The 21158-nt window shown below is 53.5% G+C and carries 19 protein-coding genes and 1 rRNA gene; 9 read left to right on the top strand and 11 right to left on the bottom strand.

Annotated elements, in window-relative coordinates; translation table 11 throughout:
* Together NFU03_RS12705 and NFU03_RS12700 are read right to left on the bottom strand one after the other, a co-directional pair.
* Nucleotides 1-88, bottom strand: a 16S ribosomal RNA gene (locus tag NFU03_RS12705); the annotation flags it as partial.
* Nucleotides 89-397: 309 nt separating this feature from the next.
* Nucleotides 398-1288: a DMT family transporter gene (locus NFU03_RS12700; protein ID WP_251639211.1), complete on the bottom strand. Its 891-nt coding sequence runs from the start codon at nucleotides 1286-1288 to the stop codon at nucleotides 398-400.
* A 187-nt stretch (nucleotides 1289-1475) separates the two neighbouring features.
* Here NFU03_RS12700 and NFU03_RS12695 point away from each other — a divergent pair, with 187 nt between their 5' ends.
* The gene (locus NFU03_RS12695; protein ID WP_251639210.1) at nucleotides 1476-2474 is read left to right on the top strand and encodes a cation diffusion facilitator family transporter; all 999 of its coding nucleotides are present in this window, start codon (nucleotides 1476-1478) and stop codon (nucleotides 2472-2474) included.
* A gap of 43 nt (nucleotides 2475-2517) precedes the next feature.
* Here the strand turns inward: NFU03_RS12695 and NFU03_RS12690 are convergent, their stop codons facing one another.
* The 4 genes from NFU03_RS12690 to pruA form a co-directional block, all read right to left on the bottom strand.
* Nucleotides 2518-3681, bottom strand: a complete 1164-nt coding sequence (locus NFU03_RS12690) for an iron-containing alcohol dehydrogenase (RefSeq protein ID WP_251639209.1) — start codon at nucleotides 3679-3681, stop codon at nucleotides 2518-2520.
* A gap of 125 nt (nucleotides 3682-3806) precedes the next feature.
* A complete protein-coding gene (locus NFU03_RS12685) occupies nucleotides 3807-5051 on the bottom strand; it encodes a Glu/Leu/Phe/Val family dehydrogenase (RefSeq protein ID WP_251639208.1) in 1245 nt (414 codons plus the stop codon).
* 81 nt (nucleotides 5052-5132) lie between these two features.
* Entirely contained in the window at nucleotides 5133-6326 is a 1194-nt protein-coding gene (locus tag NFU03_RS12680) for an ornithine--oxo-acid transaminase (RefSeq protein ID WP_251639205.1), read from the bottom strand.
* 79 nt (nucleotides 6327-6405) lie between these two features.
* Nucleotides 6406-7953 (bottom strand): L-glutamate gamma-semialdehyde dehydrogenase, encoded by a 1548-nt coding sequence (gene pruA, locus NFU03_RS12675; RefSeq protein WP_251639225.1) that lies wholly within the window; start codon nucleotides 7951-7953, stop codon nucleotides 6406-6408.
* 133 nt (nucleotides 7954-8086) lie between these two features.
* Here pruA and NFU03_RS12670 point away from each other — a divergent pair, with 133 nt between their 5' ends.
* Entirely contained in the window at nucleotides 8087-9406 is a 1320-nt protein-coding gene (locus NFU03_RS12670; protein WP_251639203.1) for an AAA-type ATPase lid domain-containing protein, read from the top strand.
* Nucleotides 9407-9422: 16 nt separating this feature from the next.
* On the opposite strand, the gene yugI is transcribed toward NFU03_RS12670, so the two are convergent.
* Complete coding sequence (yugI, locus tag NFU03_RS12665; RefSeq protein ID WP_251639201.1) at nucleotides 9423-9797, bottom strand: S1 domain-containing post-transcriptional regulator GSP13; 375 nt, start codon at nucleotides 9795-9797, stop codon at nucleotides 9423-9425.
* Nucleotides 9798-9904: 107 nt separating this feature from the next.
* Nucleotides 9905-10168, bottom strand: a complete 264-nt coding sequence (locus NFU03_RS12660) for a DUF1871 family protein (protein ID WP_251639200.1) — start codon at nucleotides 10166-10168, stop codon at nucleotides 9905-9907.
* Between the two features lie 80 nt (nucleotides 10169-10248).
* Here NFU03_RS12660 and NFU03_RS12655 point away from each other — a divergent pair, with 80 nt between their 5' ends.
* A complete protein-coding gene (locus NFU03_RS12655) occupies nucleotides 10249-11421 on the top strand; it encodes a MalY/PatB family protein (protein WP_251639198.1) in 1173 nt (390 codons plus the stop codon).
* A gap of 18 nt (nucleotides 11422-11439) precedes the next feature.
* Here NFU03_RS12655 and NFU03_RS12650 read toward each other — a convergent pair whose 3' ends face one another.
* The gene (locus NFU03_RS12650) at nucleotides 11440-11673 is read right to left on the bottom strand and encodes a hypothetical protein (protein ID WP_251639196.1); all 234 of its coding nucleotides are present in this window, start codon (nucleotides 11671-11673) and stop codon (nucleotides 11440-11442) included.
* A gap of 36 nt (nucleotides 11674-11709) precedes the next feature.
* Nucleotides 11710-12462 (bottom strand): peptidylprolyl isomerase, encoded by a 753-nt coding sequence (locus tag NFU03_RS12645; protein ID WP_398290350.1) that lies wholly within the window; start codon nucleotides 12460-12462, stop codon nucleotides 11710-11712.
* 126 nt (nucleotides 12463-12588) lie between these two features.
* Between NFU03_RS12645 and NFU03_RS12640 the strand changes: the two genes are divergently transcribed.
* Nucleotides 12589-13812: an MFS transporter gene (locus NFU03_RS12640; protein ID WP_251639193.1), complete on the top strand. Its 1224-nt coding sequence runs from the start codon at nucleotides 12589-12591 to the stop codon at nucleotides 13810-13812.
* Nucleotides 13813-13891: 79 nt separating this feature from the next.
* Nucleotides 13892-15745, top strand: a complete 1854-nt coding sequence (locus NFU03_RS12635) for a transglycosylase domain-containing protein (RefSeq protein WP_251639191.1) — start codon at nucleotides 13892-13894, stop codon at nucleotides 15743-15745.
* Here the strand turns inward: NFU03_RS12635 and NFU03_RS12630 are convergent.
* Entirely contained in the window at nucleotides 15742-16344 is a 603-nt protein-coding gene (locus tag NFU03_RS12630; RefSeq protein WP_251639189.1) for a DUF5366 family protein, read from the bottom strand. The genes NFU03_RS12635 and NFU03_RS12630 overlap by 4 nt on opposite strands.
* A 175-nt stretch (nucleotides 16345-16519) precedes the next feature.
* On the opposite strand from NFU03_RS12630, the gene NFU03_RS12625 reads away from it, so the two are divergent.
* The 4 genes from NFU03_RS12625 to NFU03_RS12610 are packed head-to-tail and all read left to right on the top strand — an operon-like array spanning nucleotide 16520 to nucleotide 21152.
* Nucleotides 16520-18928, top strand: a complete 2409-nt coding sequence (locus NFU03_RS12625) for a Na+/H+ antiporter subunit A (protein ID WP_251639187.1) — start codon at nucleotides 16520-16522, stop codon at nucleotides 18926-18928.
* Nucleotides 18915-19337: a Na(+)/H(+) antiporter subunit B gene (locus NFU03_RS12620; RefSeq protein WP_251639185.1), complete on the top strand. Its 423-nt coding sequence runs from the start codon at nucleotides 18915-18917 to the stop codon at nucleotides 19335-19337. Before NFU03_RS12625 ends, NFU03_RS12620 begins: the two co-directional genes overlap by 14 nt.
* On the top strand, nucleotides 19337-19678 hold the full coding sequence (locus tag NFU03_RS12615; protein WP_251639183.1) for a Na(+)/H(+) antiporter subunit C: 342 nt from the start codon (nucleotides 19337-19339) through the stop codon (nucleotides 19676-19678). The genes NFU03_RS12620 and NFU03_RS12615 overlap by 1 nt, the downstream gene beginning before the upstream one ends.
* The gene (locus NFU03_RS12610) at nucleotides 19671-21152 is read left to right on the top strand and encodes a Na+/H+ antiporter subunit D (RefSeq protein WP_285835449.1); all 1482 of its coding nucleotides are present in this window, start codon (nucleotides 19671-19673) and stop codon (nucleotides 21150-21152) included. The genes NFU03_RS12615 and NFU03_RS12610 overlap by 8 nt, the downstream gene beginning before the upstream one ends.
* The last annotated feature ends 6 nt before the right edge of the window (nucleotides 21153-21158 follow it).

Genomic DNA, 21158 nt, shown 5'->3' with positions numbered 1-21158 from the left:
GGAGCAAGCTCCCATCGATCCGCTCGACTTGCATGTATTAGGCATGCCGCCAGCGTTCGTCCTGAGCCAGGATCAAACTCTCCATAAAAGAGAATCGATTGCTCAATTCTTGCTGGCATCATTTAAGATGTCTATCAGATCTCATGATCTGGTTTGTGTCTGTTCCGCCGACGGGGGTCGGTTTCACAGACGATAATTCATTGACATTTTGCTGTTCAGTTTTCAAGGTTCATGTTGTTCAGTTGTTGTTTTCAGCAACTCTTACATCATACCACGATGTTTCTGTTCCGTCAACAACTTTTTTTAAAAAAGTTACTTGCCTTCTGAAGCACGTTTTCCGTGTTCCGAAGGACAAGTAATAATATACATCATCCGCAATATACTTTGCAAGACTTTTTTACATTTCGGCCGAAGTTTTTTTCTTTCCGTCGATGACAAAGAGCAGAATCCCCATCAGAACAACGATACCGCCAACGATTTGGGCAGCTGATAAGCTTTCATTGAAGATATAGTACGCAAGGATCGAAGCGCCTACAGGTTCAAAAAGGATCGCAATGGAGATGGCATTCGTACTTACCCAGCGGATTGCCCAGTTGAACAGCGTATGACCCAATAGATTGGGGATCAGCGCCAGGAGAATGAACCATATCCAATCCGACTGAGGGTGCGGTCCGAATGATTCTCCCTTGATGAGTACATAGAAGAATAAGGTGATTGAACTGATTGAATAGACAACAAAGGTGTACGTGATTAAAGACAAGCGCTGCCTGACGTCCTGACCGAACAGCAAATATGCGGTGATCAGGGCGCAGCCGATCAGTGCAAGGATGTCGCCGAAGAACGCGGTCCCCCCCAGCCGGAAATCACCGAAGCTGATGATCACGCTTCCGGAAATGGCGATGACAGCAGACAGTATGGTTTTAAAAGACAGCTTCTCCTTGAAGAAGAAGTACGTGCCGGCAAATGCGAAAATCGGCTGAAGGGTCACAAGCACCGTCGAGCTTGCGACGGATGTATAATTCAGCGATTCAAACCAGAAGATGAAATGGAACGCGAGAAAGATACCGGCAAGGGCGGAAAACAGCCAGTCCCTCTTTGTCAGCGCCGTTATTTCATGTCTGTACTTCAACAGGAACAGCGGGAGCATGAATAATACAGAAAAGAGCATTCTGTAAAAAGCTGTGACTCCTGCTTCTGCGGTCACGAGTTTTACGAAGATCGCGGACAGCGCGACCGATATGACGCCGATGATAATTGGGATTGCAGGATGAATAGCGGGTTTGTTCATGACAGCACATCACTTTCTTTTGAGCGTTACGATTGAAAAAGCTCGTTATCGGTTATAGCAACTAGTATAGCATGACGGGGTGTTCGAAAAATTCGGTATTCCCTGCCATTCTCCCCCCGCCTGCAATTTGTCTTTGCTGCTGCGCCGGGCTGACCGCACAAATAGATTGTAAAAGGAGAATCACTTGATGATCAGCTTGATAAAACTACTGAAAAACGGCAGTAAAGCCGCCTTGATGGCGGCTGTGGTCAATCTGGTAATCGCATTTTTGAAAGCCGGCGCGTTTTTCATCACCGGCAATGTCGCCATGTATGCAGAAATGATGCACTCCCTTGGTGATGCTGCGAACCAGCTGTTCGTCTATACGGGTTCAGCGCTCTCCAAGAAAGCACCTACCCCGAAGTTCCCGAACGGGTTCGGCCGCATTGTGAATCTCGTCTGCCTCGGGGCAGTGCTGATTGTCGCTATCCTCTCTTATGAAACAATTGTTGGCGGACTCCGGCATATACTGCACCCGGAAGAGAGTACAGGTCTCCTTATTAACCTCGGTGTGCTTGGACTTGGCATCGTGCTCGAATCCTTCGTCTTATACAAAGCTTCGAAGGAAGTGATGCACGATGCTGGCGTCGAGCATACCGGGCTCTCGTCTTTACCGAAGAGCTTCGCCTATCTGAAAAGGGCCAAGCCGCCGACCAAACTGGTCTTCATGGAAGATCTGGTGGCGACAAGCGGCGGTGTCATCGCATTTGCCGCCGTACTGCTGGCCCACTTCTTCGGTTGGTTCGCAGCTGAAGGCGTCGCTTCTGTCATGATCGGCCTGATGATGTTTTACGTGGTCGGCACTGTATTCCTTGAGAATGCACGGGGCGCCATCGGAGAGACGGATGAGGAGATGCTCGCCCATATCTCCCACCTTGTTGCAGAAGACCCTGATATCGTGGACATTCAGAGGGTGGAAGTTGTGAAAGAAGGCGAATGCCTGCATGTCGAGATTGTGGCCGAAGTGGCGACATCGAATACGGTGGAATATGTCCTGGGTGTGAAAGATCGTCTTATGTCGGTGATCCTGTCGCAGAAAGGGATACAAGACGTCATCATTTCGCTTGTTGGTGATGATGGCATCCAGTCCTGGAACGACACGAACAGTTCACAGACCTTTGAAAACCGCCGGAAACTTCCCGAGTGAAAAAAACGGACCGGACAGCCTGGATGCTGTCCGGTCCGTTTTTTTATAATGAATTGGTCAGAATCTGAACAACATCCTGCTGCGAAAGTTTCGCAAAGTTGCCGAGCGGGCCGTTGACGGCTGCTTTTTCGGCCATCAGATCGATTTTCGAATCATCGATGTCGTAATCAGCAAGTCGCTGAGGTGCTCCGATGGAAGCCCAGAATTCTTCCAGTTTTCGGATGCCTTCCAGTGCCGTCTCCTCGTCGGATTTGCCGGTCGGATCCACTCCGAACGCATTCACCGCCAGTTGTGCGTACCGCTTCGGGTTCAGATGCATCGTATACTTCATCCACTCCGGGAAGAGGATTGCGAGTCCGCCAGCGTGCGGGATGTCGTAGACCGCCGAGACGGCGTGCTCGATATCATGCGTGCCCCAGTCACCGGCATAGCCCATGCGGAGGAAGCCATTCAGGCCCCAGACGCCAGCGAGCATCATGGTCGCCCGCAGCTCGTAATCATCCGGATGATCGACGACCTTGGCGCCTGTCCGGATGATCGTACGGAGAGCACTTTCACACATCTCATCCTGGAATGGTGTGTTGGATGATTCATTGAAATATTCCTCGAAAATATGGGACATCGTATCGACGATTCCATTCACTGTCTGATCGCGAGGGACGGACATCGTATAGGAAGGATCCAAAATCGAGAACTTCGGATAATTGAGCGGAGTGCCCCATCCATATTTCTCCTGCGTCTCTTCGTTTGTAATGACGGACCCGGCGTTCATTTCTGAACTGGTTGCGGAAATCGTCAGGACGGTCCCGAACGGCAGTGCCTCTTGCGGTACTGCTTTTCTTACGACGAAGTCCCACGGGTTGCCGTCGTATTTGGCCGCACACGCGATCAGCTTCGTACAGTCGATGACGGAACCGCCGCCGACAGCGACAATCACATCGATTTCTGCCCGTTTGCACAGCTCAGCAGCCGCAATAGCGGTCGACAGGCGGGGATTCGGTTCGACGCCGCCGAACTCATGGATGGTCATACCGCCTTCTTTCAGCACTTCCATGACATCATCGTAAACGCCGTTATTCTTAATACTTCCTCCGCCGTAAACGACGAGCACTTTGTTGCCGTACTTTTTCAATTCGGTCGCCAAGTGGCTGACCTGCCCTTTACCGAACAGCAATTTGACAGGGTTCTGAAATACGAAATTATCCAATGCTACCGCCTCCTTCATTGTTTCCATTATGTTTTACAGGATGCCCGGATGCAACTGATTCGACCCGTGTGCGGACAGACGAAAAGAGAGCGTCCCTTCTTATAGAAGGGACGCTCTCTCACTTATTACGCCCAGCCGCGGAAACGGGAAGCTTCCGCAGTTTTGCGAATACCGATCATGTATGCTGCCAGACGCATGTCGATGCCGCGTGTTTCTGCTTGCGTATAGACGTTGTCGAACGCAGATACCATTTTTTCTGTCATACGGGCGCGTACGTCTTCTTCAGACCAGTAGTAGCCCATGTTGTTTTGAACCCATTCAAAGTACGACACTGTTACTCCGCCGGCACTTGCCAATACGTCCGGCACGAGAAGGACGCCGCGTTCTGAGAGGATCTTAGTCGCTTCGCTCGTTGTTGGTCCATTAGCGGCCTCTACGACGATGCTCGCCTTGATGTTATGAGCATTGTGCTCTGTGATCTGGTTTTCGATCGCTGCAGGAACGAGGATATCACAATCGAGTTCAAGCAGTTCTTCGTTCGTCAGAGTGTTTTCGAACAATGTCGTCACCGTACCGAAGCTGTCGCGACGGTCCAGCAGGTAATCGATGTCCAGGCCGTCCGGATCGTGGAGCGCTCCGTATGCATCGGAAATACCGATGACTTTCGCACCTGCATCGTGCAGGAACTTCGACAGGAAGCTTCCTGCGTTTCCGAATCCCTGAATAACGATCCGCGCGCCTTTCATGTCGATACCGCGGCGTTTCGCTGCTTCGTTGATAATGATCGTAACACCTTCTGCAGTCGCACGGTCGCGACCTTGGGAACCGCCGAGTACGATCGGTTTCCCTGTGATGAAACCTGGAGAGTTGAACTCATCGATATGGCTGTACTCATCCATCATCCACGCCATGATCTGTGCGTTCGTGAACACGTCAGGTGCCGGGATGTCCTTAGTTGGCCCCATGACTTGGGACAAGGCACGGACATAGCCGCGGCTCAGACGCTCAAGCTCACCCATCGACATTTCACGCGGATCACAGACCACGCCGCCTTTACCACCGCCGTATGGCAGATCGACGATGCCGGCTTTCAGTGTCATCCACATGGACAATGCACGTACCTCATCCAGAGTTACGTCCGGGTGGAAACGCACGCCCCCTTTGGTAGGGCCGACTGCGTCGTTATGCTGGCCGCGGTATCCAGTGAATACTTTCACTTTACCGTCGTCCATTTTCACCGGAATGCGGACTTCGGTCATGCGCATAGGTTCTTTCAATAGATCGTACATTCCTTCATCGTAGCCCAGCTTGTCAAGTGCCTCTTTGATAACAACTTGTGTGGATGTGAACAGATTCAGGTTTTCAGTCATTGTTTTGTCTCGCCTCTTTGTTTCATAATGGTTTTTCCTAACTCATCGTATCATATCAGTCTGGCTATTTGAAAAGTTTTTTTAGTTGGCAAAGACGGTTTTGATCTTGCCGATCGCCCAGTCAAGATCTTCCTTGCTAATCACGAGAGGCGGTGCAAAACGGATGACTGTGTCATGCGTTTCTTTACAGAGCAATCCGAGTTCTTTCAGTTTTTCGCAGTAAGGACGCGCTTCTTCTGTCAGCTCCATGCCGATGAACAGACCGCGGCCGCGAACTTCCTTGATGATAGGGTTGTCGATCTTCTTCAGTTCTTCTTGGAAGTAGTTTCCGAGTTCATCAGATTTATCTGCAAGTTTTTCATCCTTCAGGACATCCAATGATGCGATGGAAACTGCACATGCCATCGGGTTGCCGCCGAATGTTGAACCGTGGGAGCCTGGGTTGAAGACTTCCAGCACTTCTTTGCTCGATACGACGCAAGAGATCGGGAATACGCCGCCGCCTAGTGCTTTTCCGAGGATGTACATATCCGGATCGATATCTTCCCATTCGCAAGCGAACATTTTGCCGGTACGGCAGAGGCCCGCCTGGATTTCATCCGCGATGAACAGGACGTTGTTCTCCTTACACAGTTCACGCGCTTTTTTCATGTAGCCGGCAGGCGGGATGAGGATACCTGCTTCGCCTTGGATCGGCTCGATGATGAAAGCAGCAGTGTTCGGTGTGATCGCTTTTTCGAGCGCTTCGAAATCGCCGTATGGTACGAGCTTGATGCCAGGAAGGAGCGGTCCGAAACCGCGTTTGTATTCAGGTTCCGAAGAAAGGGATACTGCAGCCATCGTACGGCCGTGGAAGTTCCCTTCACATCCGATGATCTCAGCTTTGTCCGCTTCGACGCCTTTAACGTCATATGCCCAGCGGCGTGCAGCTTTGATAGCTGTTTCGACTGCTTCAGCACCTGTATTCATCGGCAGTGCCATTTCCTTGCCGGATAGTTCAGTGATTTTTTCATACCATGGTCCGAGCTGATCGCTGTGGAATGCACGGGATGTAAGGGTCACTTTGTCTGCCTGATCTTTCAGTGCCTGAATGATTTTCGGGTGACGGTGCCCCTGGTTCACTGCAGAGTATGCGGACAGCATATCCATGTACTTGTTGCCTTCCGGATCCTTGACCCATACGCCTTCCGCTTCTGAGATGACGATTGGCAGCGGATGATAGTTCGGTGCACCATACTTGTTCGTTTGTTCAATCACTTGTTGAGATACTGACATTCAAATTCCCTCCTCGTTGGGTTATGTAAATGCAGTGCCTGCCCGGGGGCAGGTCACTGTTCGTGCAGTCGTCTTCAGATCAGAACATTTCAGAAGTTGTCTTGCCCTGCATGTGGAGCTGCAGGTAATCCGGGCCGCCCGCTTTCGAGTCGGTACCGGACATGTTGAATCCGCCGAATGGCTGGTAACCGACGATTGCGCCTGTGCAGCCGCGATTGAAGTACAGGTTGCCGACGTGGAAGTCTTCGCGCGCCTGTTCCAAGTGTTCACGGTTAGTCGTGATGACAGCGCCTGTCAGACCGTAGTCCGTGTCGTTCGCCATTTCGATCGCTTCTGTGAAGTCTTTTGCTTTAGCAAGAGCGACGAATGGTCCGAACACTTCTTCTTTCATGATGCGTGCTTCCGGTTTAACATCAGCGAATACAGTCGGTGCGATGAAGAACCCTTTCGAGTCGTCCCCTTCTCCGCCTGCAACCAGACGTCCTTCTGTTTTACCGATTTCAACGTAGCCCATGATTTTATCGAATGCAGCCTTGTCGATGACCGGGCCTGCGAAATTCGATGGGTCTTCAGGGTTTCCGTAAGTCAATTCTTTTGTCAGCTCTTCTACGCGGTCCACAACTGTGTCATAGACGTCTTCGTGGATGATTGCACGGGAACAAGCTGAACACTTCTGTCCGCTGAAGCCGAATGCCGATTTGACGATCGACTGTGCTGCGAGCTCAAGATCCGCTTCGCTGTCAACGACGATTGTGTCTTTCCCGCCCATTTCAGCGATGACACGCTTCAGCCAGATCTGGCCTTCGTTCACTTTCGAAGCACGTTCGTAGATGCGTGTTCCGACTTCACGTGATCCAGTGAATGACACGAAACGAGTGCGCGGGTGGTCGACGAGGTAGTCGCCTACTTCAGCACCTGAGCCCGGTACGTAGTTCACGACGCCTGCAGGCATTCCTGCTTCTTCAAGAACTTCCATGAACTTGTATGCAACGACCGGTGTTGTGGAAGCCGGCTTCAAGAGTACAGTGTTTCCTGTTACGAGTGCAGCTACTGTTGTACCTGCCATGATCGCGAATGCGAAGTTCCATGGAGAGATGACAACGCCGACACCGAGAGGGATATATCCGAAACGGTTGAATTCGCCAGGACGGCTTTCCACTGGAATACCGTCTTTCAATTTCAGCATCTGACGGCCGTAGAACTCGAGGAAGTCGATTGCTTCAGCTGTATCTGCATCCGCTTCGTTCCAAGGCTTACCTGCTTCTTTTGTCAGGAGTGCTGAAAACTCATGTTTGCGGCGGCGTACGATTGCAGCTGCTTTGAACAGGATGTCAGCACGCATTTGCGGATCTGTTTTTCTCCACGTTTTGAAGGTTTCATCAGCGGTCTTCATCGCTTTTTCTGCAATGTCCTTGCTCGCTTTCGACACACGGCCGATGATTTCTTCTTTGTCGGCAGGATTGAATGACACGAGTTTGTCATCTGTCATGATGCGTTCTCCGCCTACGATCAAGGGATAATCTTTCCCGAGGTAAGCTTCTACAGTTTTAAGACCTTCCTGGAATGCTTTTTTATTTTCTTCCTTCGAAAAGTCTGTAAATGGTTCATGTTTGTACGGAATCATGATAGTCCTCCTTAAGTTAAGTGCAAAAAAAGTTTGCACTCCGTTGGTGATTACATTTATAATAATGCAAGATATTATTGCACAATGCAAGTGTTATTGTTTCAAACAGAGAAAAAAAGTTGGGCGGTGTCAGTCTATGAACGGTATCGATGAATCACTCTTCCCTTTTTACGAATTTGCAGTGCAGCAAGCCGGCATCGGAATCCACGCGGTCAACAGTGAAGGCCGGACGATCATCTATAACGACAAGATGAAGGAAATAGAAGGGCTTGACCTGGACGATATCCGGGAGCTGTCCATATTGGAACTGTTCAATTTCCGTCAGCAGCCGAGTACGCTGATGGAAGTGCTCCAGAGCGGAAAAGAGCAGCTTAACGTCAAACAGACCTATTGGAACCGGAATGAGACGGAAATCACGACCATCAACAACACGTATCCGATCGTCCACGAAGACCATCTTATCGGGGCGATCGAGCTCTCCCACGACGTGACGGCGCTCGAAAAGTTCGTCTTGCAGCCGCTGAAGAAAGACCGGGACCCGATCTTGCTCGATCAGATCGTCGCGGAATCCGATTCCATGAGACGGATCATCACGACGGCGAAGAAAGCAGTGCGCGCGAAACTGCCCGTCCTGCTGATCGGTGAAGCGGGCACCGGGAAAGACCTCGTCGCCCAGGGCATTCACAATGAAGTGCCCGATGCAGATTCCTCCTTCTATACATTGTATTGCAACCGTTCCGACAGCCAGGCGATCGACCGGCTGTCCGCAAAGCTGACGGACGATATGCCTTTCACATTATTTTGTGAGAGGATCGACTTTCTATCCATCAAGCTGCAGCGGAAGTTATTGGAGATACTTGAGAATTCGGAAGGCCATGCGCGGCAGATCATCGCAAGCATCGGGGAAGATCCTGTCGAGCTGATCGCATCAGGGAACCTGCTGAAAGAGCTCTATTACTTTTTCGCCTCGTTCACGATCCGATTCCCTCCGCTTCGCGAACGGAAAGAGGACATCCAACCGTTCGTCAAGCGGTACCTGGCCCGGCGGAAAGAGAGTTTCGGCACAGCGCTCGAAGATATGACGGATGATGTGCACGAACTGTTCATGTCGTATTCGTGGCCGGGCAACATGCGCGAACTCGAAGTACTTCTCGACGAAGTGGCATCACTCGCCTCTTCGGAACCTGTCATCACCGTCGACATGCTGCCGCTCCACTTCCGCAGCAAAAGCACGGCACCTGAAGACGGCGCTCCTTCACTCCCGTCCTTCCTGCCGCCCGGCGGAAATGAATTCCTCCCGCTCGATAAGTTCTTGCGGGAGGCCGAGTCGTATTATATCCAGCGGGCGCTCGATCTGCATGACGGCAACATCACCCGTACGGCGAACGCCCTGTCGATGAGCCGGCAGAACCTGCAGTACCGGCTGCGGAAAAACAAAAACGGAGGAGAGGCATGAGGCCCCTTCTCCGTTTTCAATAACCTGATTTGTCGATCCAATCCCGCAGTTTGTCCTTCAGGGAATTGAATCCTTTGTCGTCCTGTTCGTCCACCCGTTCCTGCAGCGATTTGCGCGGACGGTGGAACTTCTTCGCCGGAGCCGGGGCGTCTTGCAGCGCCCGGATCGACAGGCTGATCTTATGATCCTGTTCGTCGACATCCAGCACTTTCACCTTCACCTGCTGCCCGACGGACAGATGCTCATGGATGTCCTTGACGAAGCCATACGTAATTTCAGAGATGTGGACAAGTCCCTGTGTCTGGTCATCCAGGGCGACGAATGCTCCGTACGGCTGAATGCCCGTAACTGTACCTGACAGTTCTTGGCCTGCTTCATAGTTACCTGCCATGCGAACAGCTCCCAATCGTGTTTTGACTATCTGAATTTGCCTATAGCGGCCACTATCAGTATAGCATCGGAACTATGACGGAGCAAAGCATAGTCACTAGAGGAATACTAGGAAATTATGCACTTCGCTTCGAATTTCACAGCGAGCAGTTTGTAGGAGATCTCCATGCAGTCTTCGATCGGAATCCACAGGCCGCAGCATTGTATGTACACTTCGCGGATCCGTTTGGCCAGATCACTCGGGTGATCGAGTTCTTGAAGGTCTTCCAGCACGGTCTCGATTTCCCGCTTGTACGCCCCTTTCCCCGCAAGGAAAGGATCCCAGTCTTCCAGAAGAGACGCCGCTTTTTTGTTTATTTCTGCAATTTGCACATCAAGTCACCTGATTTTTTGTTTTTGTTTATGATAGCATAGGAATGGAAAAGAAAACAGTTGGTTAAGGGGGAATCCATGTGAGTGAGTTTACACAGACAATCGACCGGCGCAACACGACGTCGATGAAGTGGGACAGGATGGACCGTATTTACGGTGTCGATAATACTAAGGACATTTTGCCGATGTGGATTGCCGATATGGACTTCAAGGCGCCTCAGGCTGTGCTCGATGCGCTGCAGAAACGGCTGGATCACGGGGTGTTCGGCTATTCGTACGTATGCGAAGGCTGCAGGGATGCCGTCCGGGAATGGTTTTTGAAACGCCATGGCTTCGAGCCGAAGAACGAGTGGATGCTTTCCCACCAAGGTGTCGTCCCGGCGATCGCTTCCGTCGTCGAGACCCTGACGGACGAAGGGGATACGATTCTGATCACGCCGCCAGTCTATCCGCCATTCGCAAGCGTGCCGAGCCTGCAGAACCGGGTGCTCGAAGAATGCATGCTGACGGAACAGGATGGTACATATACGTTTGATCTCGAGCGATTCGAAGAAGCTTTGAAGAAAGATGTCAAACTATTCATTTTTTGCAACCCGCACAATCCTGGCGGTATCGTCTGGCCGGTGGATGTGCTGCAGGAAATCGTCCATCTGTGCGCCAAGTATGACACGCTTATACTATCCGATGAAATCCACGCCGATCTCGTGTTTGCGCCGAACCGGCATACACCGCTCCATTTGGCTGCCGGCGACGAGTACAATCGTGTGATCACGTGTGTCGCACCGACAAAGACGTTCAACCTGGCCGGCATCCAGGCCGCCATGATGATCATTCCGGATGAAACACTCCGCCTGCGGCTGCAGGAAAATGGGATGGCGCATGGCCAGATGGAACTGAATGCATTTGCAGGGGCTGCGCTGCAGGCAGCGTACCGCCACGGGGAACCGTGGCTCGAAACGCTGCTGCAGACGGTTTCCGATAATATGGACTATGTCGTCGACAACTTACCGGCGAACGTGCCGGGCGTCTCGGTTACGAAGCCGCAAGGGACGTACTTATTGTGGATCGACTACCGGGGAACCGGTCTTTCGGAAGAAGAGATGATGGACAAGCTGCTGACGAAAGGCGGACTGGCACTCGAGCCGGGTACCAAATACGGCGAAGCCGGCCGCGGTTTCCTTCGCATGAACGTCGCCACCTGCCTCTCGACTGTCCAGGAAGGCGTCTCCCGCTTCATCCGCGCGATGGCGTAATTCAAAAAAACAGCATCCTCACGAATGAGGGTGCTGTTTTTGTTGTTGTCCGGCTTCCCGCGCTTCACGCCGTTCACGCAGAATCCGTTCTTCCAATTCTTTCGTTTCAAGCTCCTGTTTCTTCGAATGACGTCTGATCCACATGAACGTCAGGACGAACAGGATCATGAAAATCGTGAACGAGATCGCCGCCGGGATATATTCGGACTTATCTTCCGGAAAATACAGGAACGGCATCAGAATGCTCACCATGGTACGCACTTCCTATCGTAAAGATTTACCGGTTGATCAGTTGCTCTGGATGTCGATCGACTCGATTTTCACATCTTCGACCGGTTTGTCGCCGCGGCCGACTTTGACTGCTGCAATCTTATCCACAACGTCCATTCCTTCGATCACTTGTCCGAAAACAGTATGCTTCTGGTCCAAGTGCGGTGTGCCGCCTCGTTCTGCATACGCCTCAGCGATCTCTTCAGGCCATCCGCCCTGCTTCAGCTGATCGACTGAAATGCCGGCAAGTTTCGGAGCCTGGACGATGAAGAATTGGCTGCCGTTCGTGTTCGGACCCGCGTTCGCCATCGACAATGCTCCGCGCAAGTTGAACAGATCCATCGTGAACTCGTCTCCGAACGTATCGCCGTAGATGCTTGAACCGCCCATTCCGGTACCTGTGGGGTCGCCGCCCTGGATCATGAAGTCTTCGATGACACGGTGGAAGATGATGCCGTCGTAGTAGCCTTCTTTTGCATGTTCAATGAAGTTTTTCACGGTCTTAGGTGCTTTTTCTTCGAAAAGCTTGATTTTGATCGGGCCGAGCGTGGTATTCATCGTGACTACCTGTTCGCCTGCCGCCACTTTGTTTGATAATTGCGGGTACATGTGGGAATCCTCCTTAGGAATCGTGTTTTCCGGCTCTTCTGCTGTAACCGCCTCTTCTGCTTTCTTCCCCGTATCTTCCTTGTCTTTCTGCGCTTGTCCGCAGGCGGAAAGGAGAAGCAGAAGCGCAGCGCAAAGCGCGAGCGCATAAAGTTTCTTGTGCAATTTGCGTCACCCTGAACAAGTTTACCATATCCGGCGCGTAAATCGAACTTCAAGCACTTGACTTCCTTCGGGTGCCGAATTGTTTTATACTAGAAAGATACAGCTTGTACAGAGGGAAGGTCTCCTATGGATAGTCAAAAAAGAAATTTCATCATAATATGGGTGTCGAACTTCCTCGTTGCGGGGACGATGACAATGATCATGCCGTTCTTGTCACTATACATCGAAACGTTCGGCGATTACTCGGATGCGTACGTGCAGAAATGGGCGGGGCTCGTCTTCGGCGCCACATTCATCTCCGCACTCATCATGTCCCCTGTCTGGGGCCGCATCGCCGACAAATATGGCTTCAAGCCGATACTGATCATTAACGGATTCGGCATTGCGGTCTCCGTGTTCCTCATGGGCTTCGTCCATTCCGTTGAAGCGTTCTTCATACTGCGCCTCCTGAACGGGGTCGTCACCGGGTTCATTCCGACGTCGCTCGCGTTCATATCCGCGAACACGAAACGGGAGGAAGCGGGGAAACGGCTCGGGACGCTGCAGATGGGCAGTGTGACAGGCACCTTGTTCGGCCCTGTGCTCGGCGGACTGCTCGCGGATGCGTTCGGTTTCCAGTATACGTTCGTCATCACCTCCGTTTCCGTCGTCATCGCTGCCCTCATCATCATCTTTGGCATTAAAGAGCAGAAGAAAGTGAAGAGCAGCCGTGCGGTATCCTACTCTCGCAAGACGATTCTCGGCGGCCTGCTGCGCCACCGTCTCATGCTGAACGTCATGGTCGTCACTGCGCTGATCCAGATCGGCAACTTCAGCATCCAGCCGCTGCTGTCGCTCTATGTGTCGCATTTGACGACGGCGAAGGACGTCGCGTTCCTTGCGGGTGTCACGTTCAGTGCGGCAGGTGTCGGCAACTTGCTGTTCGCCCGCAAATGGGGTAAGCTCGGCGACCAGATCGGCTACGAAAAAGTGCTCAGCTTCCTTCTTCTTCTGTCGTTCGTCTTCATCATCCCGCAGGCGTTCGTCGGCAGCCTGTGGCAGCTGGTCATCTGGCGGCTGCTGTTCGGTATTTCGATGGGCGGCATGATCCCGATAACGACCGCACTCGTCCGGCGGGAAGCGCCGATCGACATACAGGGCGAAGTGATGGGTTACAACACGAGCTTCCGGTTTCTCGGCAACATCATCGGGCCGATGTTCGGCGGAATCGTCAGCGGGTATCTCGGCATCTCCTCGGTCTTCATCTCGACAGGTGTCCTGTTCCTGCTCGGCTTCGGCTTCCTCTATTATGCCAAACGGAAACCGACCCAGGACTTCGAGCACTTCCTCGCTGAATCCCAGGAGAAATAATATGGAAATATAGCGCACTCTCATTTGCAGAGTGTGCTATATTTTGTTTAGAGAGAATGAAACATGAGGAGGGACTTGCGTGAGACAGCTGGCAGGAATTGCTGTTGCGCTGCTCAGTCTCCCGCTGCTGTTCTGGCTTCAGCACGCAGTCGCAGCGGAATGGCAGGAAGCGAATGCATATAAAGAACAAGTCGAACAGACCATCGAACTGTCCGATCCCGTCGTGACCATCCCGATGGCCCTGTACGACCGTAACGGCGACCTGTTCGCCGAAGAATATACAGAGTGGCGGGATCCGCTTCCTTTGTCCGAAATCCCGCTGTTCGCGAAACAGCTGTTCCTCGAAAGCGAAGATAAAGGCTTCTACGAACACCGGGGCTACGACGTCGCAGCGATCGCGCGGGCTTTCGCCGTCAACGTGAACTCCGAAGGCCGGAGCCAGGGTGCATCGACGATCACCCAGCAAGTGGTCCGTATGCGGTTTCTGTCACCTGAAAAGACATACGAGCGGAAATTCCGGGAGATCCTCTATTCCGCCGAACTCGAGAAACAAGCGACGAAGGACGAAATCCTCGAAATGTATATGAACGAAATGTACTTCGGCAACCAAGTATACGGAATCGGAGCTGCCGCGACCTACTATTTCAGTAAGCCGCTCAGCAAACTAAACGAAGCGGAGACCGCTTTTCTCGCGGCCATCCCGAACAATCCATCCATGTATGACCCGCTGCGTCATTTCGCCGCTGCGAAGAAACGGCAGGAACGGCTTCTCGGCGTTCTTACAGCGAGTAACGTGATCAGCGGCACGGAAAGTAAGAGGATTGCGGAAACGCCTGTCGTCCTGCGGCTGAAACAAAAAAACAGCCGGTTCCCCGCGTATCAGACATACGCGGCGAACGAGCTGAAACAGCTGATCGACGAAAAGGAAGGGTTCACCGCCCGGCTCAAACAAGCGGAGACGGATGAGCAGCGCGCCCCGATCCGTAAACAGGCGGCAGCCCGGTATGCGGAAGTCGTCAATTCAGGCATCCGCATCGATACTGCGCTCGATCCCCGGAAACAGCGCAAGGTCGACGAGCGGATATCCTCACTGCTGAACGGCAGCGGCATCCAGGCGGGAAGCGCGGTGATCGATAACTCTTCCCGGGAACTCGTCGCCCTGTATGGCGGGTATGGATACCGGAAGACGGATTTCAACAGGTCGTTCCAGGCGGTCCGGCAGCCCGGCTCCGCCATGAAACCGCTGCTCGTCTATGCACCTTACCTGGAAAGCGGACCATTCACCGAAAACTCCCTGGTAGACGGCAGCGGCATCTGTATCGGCTCCTACTGCCCGAAGAACTTCGGCGGCTATCAGTACGGGGTGACGACACTGAAGAAAGCGTTCAGCCGCAGCTACAATACGAGTGCGGTCCGTCTCATGCAGCATGTCGGCGTAGAGAAGGCATTTGCACATCTGTCCCCTTTCCAGTTCAGGCACATCACAGAAAAGGATCATCAGTACACCGCTGCGCTCGGCGGCTTCGAGAACGGCACGACGCCATATGAGCTGGCGGATGCGTATACAAGCTTCACCGACGGGACCTACCAGCCGTCCCATGCCATCCGGGCCATCAAAGACCGGTCCGGCAAGGTCCTGTATACGTGGGACAGCAAGCGCCGGACGGTCTGGTCACCGAAGACGGCCTCCGCCGTCCGCTCTATGCTGCAGGAGACCGTACAGACCGGCACCGCACGCGGCGTCCGGCAGACGACGTCGTTCACCGGCGCGAAAACCGGGACGACGAGTGCGTACAAAGACTTATGGGTCGCCGGCCTGAATGACGACTATACCGCTGCTGTCTGGACAGGATACGACCGTCCGCATACAATGCAGCAGGAAAGTGAAAGAAAACTCCACCTGCAGCTCTTCTCAGCTGCACTATCAGACTAGCTGCCGACCGGCAGCTGGTCTTTTTCGATACCCGGGATGCTTGCGGCGATGCCGTTGTACAGCCGGAGCAGGATGTAGACGACCGCAAACAGCAGGACTGCCCAGACGATCACTTCAAAAAAGATGATCCCGATGATCGTCATCATGGAAAACTGGTGATGCAGCTGATACGTATTGTGGATGAAATAGATGAACGTCGCGCCGAGGAAGACGAGTCCGAGCCAGACGATCGACTGGACAGCAGCTGCCGAGACAAGGGCGCCGATGAAGTAGATCAGCTTCCCGCCGCGGTCGTCAGGAACGGTGAACACCTGGCCTTCTTCTGCAGGGCGGCTTTTGTAGAAAAACAGCATCGCCGTCTCATGGATCGTTTCCGCAATAAGTTTGAGTGCACTGAACACCATGAAATACGCCAGTGCATAAATCGTCAGAAGGAAAAGTTTCAGCTGCGTATCCGTCAGAAATTCAAGCAGGCCGCTATACAGACCGATCTCCCGGAAGACGCCGAGCGACCAGCCGACAGTATAGACACCGAACGTCAGACTGAACAGCATGATTGTAAAAAAGGGCAAGTAACTGAATAGATAGGGATTTTTCATAGGACACCTCAACCGGTCTGCTAGTTTACTGGTTTACGCCAATGTCTCTATAATATAGGAAGTGATTGCCCGCCTGCAATGATTACCGAGTGCCCGCTGTGCAAATGCATTTGTTTTGCGTTATACTTTAAAGCAATGTCAACAGCTTATTAACCTCGTGAAAGGGGGAGTTTGTATGGAATTTGTTTGGTTGATCTTTTTGCCGGCAGTCGCTGCATTGTTCGTCCCGTCGCTGTTCCGCAGGGCTGCAGGCATACATACAGGCTGGTTCGTCCTGGCCATACCGCTTGTGCTGTTCGGGTATTTCAGTACATATATCCCGCGCGTAGCAGGCGGAGAGCATGCTGTCTCGTCGTTCGACTGGATACCGTCGCTCGGGATTTCATTCGTGTCTTATCTGGACGGGCTCAGTCTTCTGTTCACCCTGCTGATTACGGGGATCGGCTCACTCGTCGTCCTGTATTCGGTGTTCTACCTCGACCGGAAGAAGGAGAAGCTTGGGAACTTCTACGTCTACCTGCTGCTGTTCATGACAGCGATGCTCGGGGTCGTCCAGTCGGACAATGTCATTTCGCTGTACTTATTCTGGGAGCTGACCTCCATTTCATCATTCCTGCTGATCGGCTACTGGTACACTCGGGACGGTTCCCGTTTCGGTGCGCTGAAGTCGATGATGATCACTGTCGGCGGCGGGCTGATGATGCTCGGGGGATTCGTCCTCTTAGGGATCATGGGAGATACATACTCAATTCGCGAACTGATCACACGGCTGCCGGACTACGCGGGAGATCCACTCTTCACGCTCGCGGCCGTACTGCTGCTGCTCGGGGCATTCACGAAGTCAGCGCAGTTCCCGTTCTACATCTGGCTGCCGGACGCGATGGAAGCGCCGACGCCGGTCAGTGCGTACCTTCATTCGGCCACGATGGTCAAGGCCGGACTGTATTTGGTCGCCCGTTTCACACCGATCTTTGCGGGATCCTCCGTCTGGATCTGGCTCGTGTGCGGTATCGGTCTGCTCACCCTGTTCTGGGGTTCTTTCTTTGCCGTCAAACAGACGGACCTGAAAGCGATCCTCGCCTTCTCGACGGTCAGCCAGCTCGGTCTGATCATGTCGCTGCTCGGGGCAGGTGCAATCGCCTATCATACCGATGATCCGCTGTTCCGGGTCGCTATGTTCGCGGCGATCTTCCACCTCGTCAACCACGCTGTCTTCAAAGGCAGCCTGTTCATGATCGCCGGTATCGTCGACCACGAAACCGGCACGCGTGACATCCGGAAGCTCGGCGGGCTGATGAGCATCATGCCGATCAGCTTCACTGTTGCGTTCATCGGCGGACTGTCGATGGCCGGACTGCCGCCATTCGGCGGGTTCCTAAGTAAGGAACTGTTCCTGGAGTCGATGGTCGCGCTGAAGCACTTCGATCTGTTCAGCTTCGGCACGTGGGGCGTCCTGTTCCCTGTCATCGCCTGGATTGCAAGCGTATTCACGTTCGTCTACAGTTTCTATTTCGTATTCCATACGTTTGCCGGTGAGAAAAAGGCGGACAAGCTGCCGCTCAAGCCCCACGAGGCGCCGATCGGCATGCTCATTTCGCCGATCATCCTGGCGGTCAGCGTCGTGGCGATATTCTTCATCCCGAACGTTGTCGGCAGCTGGCTCGTCGCTCCGGCCGTCGCCGCAGCACAGCCGCAGCTGTACAGCCTTCCCGCTGACGCTGCGATCCACGTCGCTGCCTGGCACGGACCCAAATCGGTGCCGATGTGGCTGACGGTCGGTGTCATCGCGATCGGCACAATGCTGTTCACGACGATGAAATCATGGCGCCCTGTGTATGCGCTGCAGCCGCGCAACCTGTCACTGAATGCGTTCTACGATGGTCTCATGTCCTTCTCCGAACGCGGCATGAACCGGCTGTCCCGTTCGTTCATGAACGGGATCATCCGGACGTATCTGATCTACATGTTTGCGTTCCTGTCCGTTATGACGATTGTCATCCTGTTCGCTAAAGGCGCGTTCGAACTCGATATGGACAGCCTGTCGCCGGTTACACTGTTTGCGGTGCTGAATGCGGTCGTCGCCCTGCTCGGTGCTGCGATGGTCATCCTGTCGAAGAACCGGATTTCCGCCATCATCGCACTCGGTGCGGTCGGCTATTCGGTAGCCCTGTTCTTCGTACTGTTCAAAGCGCCTGACCTTGCATTGACCCAGCTCGTCATCGAGACGATTTCGGTTGCGCTGTTCCTGCTGGCGTTCCGTCATCTGCCAGCCATGAAGACACACGGCGAAACGAAAGGGAACAAACTCGTCAATGCGATCATCGCAGGTGCTGTCGGCCTGTCCGTCACACTCGTCGCGCTGTCGGCCCATTCGAATAAACTCGTGGCGAGCATTTCGCAGTTCTACAAAGACACGGTCCAGACGGAAGCGGGCGGCGGCAATATCGTCAACGTCATCCTCGTCGACTACCGTGGCTTCGATACATTGTTCGAAATTGCGGTCCTGTCCATCGCCGGGATTGCCGTCCTCGGTATGATCAAGCTCCGTCTGGCGGGAAAGGGGTCCGATGATGAGAAAAAATAACGTCATTTTGCAGACGACGACGAAAGTCGCGTTCTTCATCATTTTCCTGTTCTCGATCCACATTTTCTTCGCCGGACATTTTGCACCCGGCGGTGGATTCGTCGGCGGTCTGCTGACAACGGGCGCGATCGTGCTCCTGCTGCTCGCTTATGATCTGGAGACGATCCAGGCGACACTGCCGTTCAATTTCACAATTGTCATCGGCGTCGGCCTGCTGCTCGCCCTCGGCACAGCAGCCGGTTCCATTTTCTTCGATGTCCCGTTCTTCACGCACGCTTTCGGGCATTTCCAGCTGCCGCTGTTCGGGGATACCGAGCTGCACACGGCGATGCTGTTCGACGCCGGCGTCTACTTGGTCGTCGTCGGGGCCGCTATCACGATAATCCAGTCGATCGGAGGGGATGACTAATGGAATTGCTTATGGCGATTGTCGCCGGCCTGCTGTTCACTGCGGCCATTTACCTCATACTCTCGCGCAGTCTCATCAAAGTCGTCCTCGGAACCGGCCTGCTGAGCCACGGTGCCCACCTGTTCATCCTGACGATGGGCGGTCTCGGCGGAAGCGCCCCCCCTGTCCTCGCTGACGGTGCGGGCGACTTCGCGGATCCGCTCCCCCAGGCGCTGATCCTGACAGCGATCGTCATCAGTTTCGGGGTGACGGCGTTCATCCTCGTGCTCGCCTACCGTACGTATGCTGTGCACGAGACGGATGACTTGAGTCTGATGAAAGGAAATGATGAACATGATTAACCTGCTATTGTTTCCTGTCATCATCCCGTTCTTCACGGCGATCCTGCTCCTGTTCTTCAAGGAACAGGTGCGCGTCCAGCGGGTGCTGACGGTGATCGGCCTCAGTGCCGGCATCGTCTCTGCACTGGCGCTCGTCTCGAAAGTGAAGCAGGACGGGATTCAGTCACTCACCCTCGGCAGCTGGCCGGCGCCGTTCGGCATCACAATGGTGTCCGACATGCTGTCCGCGCTGCTCGTCACGACGACGCTGATCATCACGCTGCTGATCGCCATCTACAGCTTCAGCTCAATCGGCGTGGAACGGGAACGTTATTTCTATTATTCCGCAATGCTGTTCATGATCACCGGAGTGAACGGTGCATTCACAACAGGCGATATTTTCAACATGTTCGTATTCTTCGAAGTGCTGCTGATCGCGTCGTACCTGCTGATCGTTCTCGGCGGAGAGAAGCGGCAGCTGCGTGAGTCCATCAAGTACATACTGGTGAATGTCATCTCGTCTGCGTTTTTCGTCATTACGATCGCTTATCTCTACTCTGTCGTCGGTACGCTCAACATGGCGGACATCGGCGAGAAGATCGCAAGTATCGGCCAGCCGCCGATCCTGTCGGTCATCGGAGTGCTCATGATGCTCGTCTTCGGCATCAAGGCCGGCATCTTCCCGCTGTATTTCTGGATGCCCGGCTCGTATGCTGCACCGCCTGTACCGGTGCTTGCCCTGTTCGGTGCGCTGCTGACGAAAGTCGGTGTGTATGCGATCATGCGGATCGACACGCTGTTCTTCGTCAGTGATCTTGCCTTCACGCATACGATCCTGCTCGTGCTCGCCCTGCTGACGATCGTCGCGGGATGCATCGGGGCGCTTGCCTATTTCGATTTGAAGCAGATCATCATCTACAATATCCTCATCGCGATCGGCGTCATCCTGTTCGGCGTCGCGCAGATGAATGAACCCGGCATGCAGGGGGCGATCTTCTACCTGCTGCACGATATGCTCATCAAAGGCGCCCTGTTCCTGCTGATCGGCATCATCATCTTTGTGACAGGGACGTCCAACTTGCGTGAAATGGGCGGACTCATCAAGACCCATCCGACGCTCGGCTGGATGTATCTGATCGCGGCGTTCGGCTTAGCCGGCATACCGCCGCTCAGCGGATTCGCCGGTAAGCTGCTGATCATTGAAGGAGGTTTCACGCAAGGTCATCTGTTCGGCACGATCATCATTCTTGCGTCAAGCCTTGTCGTGCTGCTGTCCGTCATCCGGATCTTCCTCTATGCGTTCTGGGGGGAACCGCGTCCGCTCAAAACCACGGACCGGTCGGTTTACCGCCGGATGATGGTCCCTGCTGTCCTTCTTGTAGCTCTGTCCGTTGTATACGGAGTCGGAACGGAGTGGATTTACCCGTACGTTTCGGATGCAGCCCGTGTGCTGCTCGATCCGGACAGTTACATTACCGCCGTGTTAAAGGAGTAGATCCCG

Origin of the sequence: Sporosarcina sp. NCCP-2716 (assembly GCF_023707985.1) — a bacterium.
Taxonomy (GTDB): domain Bacteria; phylum Bacillota; class Bacilli; order Bacillales_A; family Planococcaceae; genus Sporosarcina.
The sequence above is the reverse complement of the archived record's forward strand: the minus strand, read 5'-3'. Positions and strand labels throughout refer to the sequence as shown.

What these genes read in the sequence shown, in the direction of transcription:
- NFU03_RS12700 (WP_251639211.1), bottom strand. Translation starts at nt 1,288, where the DNA reads ATGAACAAACCCGCTATTCATCCTGCAATCCCAATTATCATCGGCGTC.
- NFU03_RS12695 (WP_251639210.1), top strand. Translation starts at nt 1,476, where the DNA reads ATGATCAGCTTGATAAAACTACTGAAAAACGGCAGTAAAGCCGCCTTG.
- NFU03_RS12685 (WP_251639208.1), bottom strand. Translation starts at nt 5,051, where the DNA reads ATGACTGAAAACCTGAATCTGTTCACATCCACACAAGTTGTTATCAAA.
- NFU03_RS12680 (WP_251639205.1), bottom strand. Translation starts at nt 6,326, where the DNA reads ATGTCAGTATCTCAACAAGTGATTGAACAAACGAACAAGTATGGTGCA.
- NFU03_RS12670 (WP_251639203.1), top strand. Translation starts at nt 8,087, where the DNA reads ATGAACGGTATCGATGAATCACTCTTCCCTTTTTACGAATTTGCAGTG.
- yugI (WP_251639201.1), bottom strand. Translation starts at nt 9,797, where the DNA reads ATGGCAGGTAACTATGAAGCAGGCCAAGAACTGTCAGGTACAGTTACG.
- NFU03_RS12650 (WP_251639196.1), bottom strand. Translation starts at nt 11,673, where the DNA reads ATGGTGAGCATTCTGATGCCGTTCCTGTATTTTCCGGAAGATAAGTCC.
- NFU03_RS12640 (WP_251639193.1), top strand. Translation starts at nt 12,589, where the DNA reads ATGGATAGTCAAAAAAGAAATTTCATCATAATATGGGTGTCGAACTTC.
- NFU03_RS12630 (WP_251639189.1), bottom strand. Translation starts at nt 16,344, where the DNA reads ATGAAAAATCCCTATCTATTCAGTTACTTGCCCTTTTTTACAATCATG.
- NFU03_RS12625 (WP_251639187.1), top strand. Translation starts at nt 16,520, where the DNA reads ATGGAATTTGTTTGGTTGATCTTTTTGCCGGCAGTCGCTGCATTGTTC.
- NFU03_RS12620 (WP_251639185.1), top strand. Translation starts at nt 18,915, where the DNA reads ATGAGAAAAAATAACGTCATTTTGCAGACGACGACGAAAGTCGCGTTC.
- NFU03_RS12615 (WP_251639183.1), top strand. Translation starts at nt 19,337, where the DNA reads ATGGAATTGCTTATGGCGATTGTCGCCGGCCTGCTGTTCACTGCGGCC.
- NFU03_RS12610 (WP_285835449.1), top strand. Translation starts at nt 19,671, where the DNA reads ATGATTAACCTGCTATTGTTTCCTGTCATCATCCCGTTCTTCACGGCG.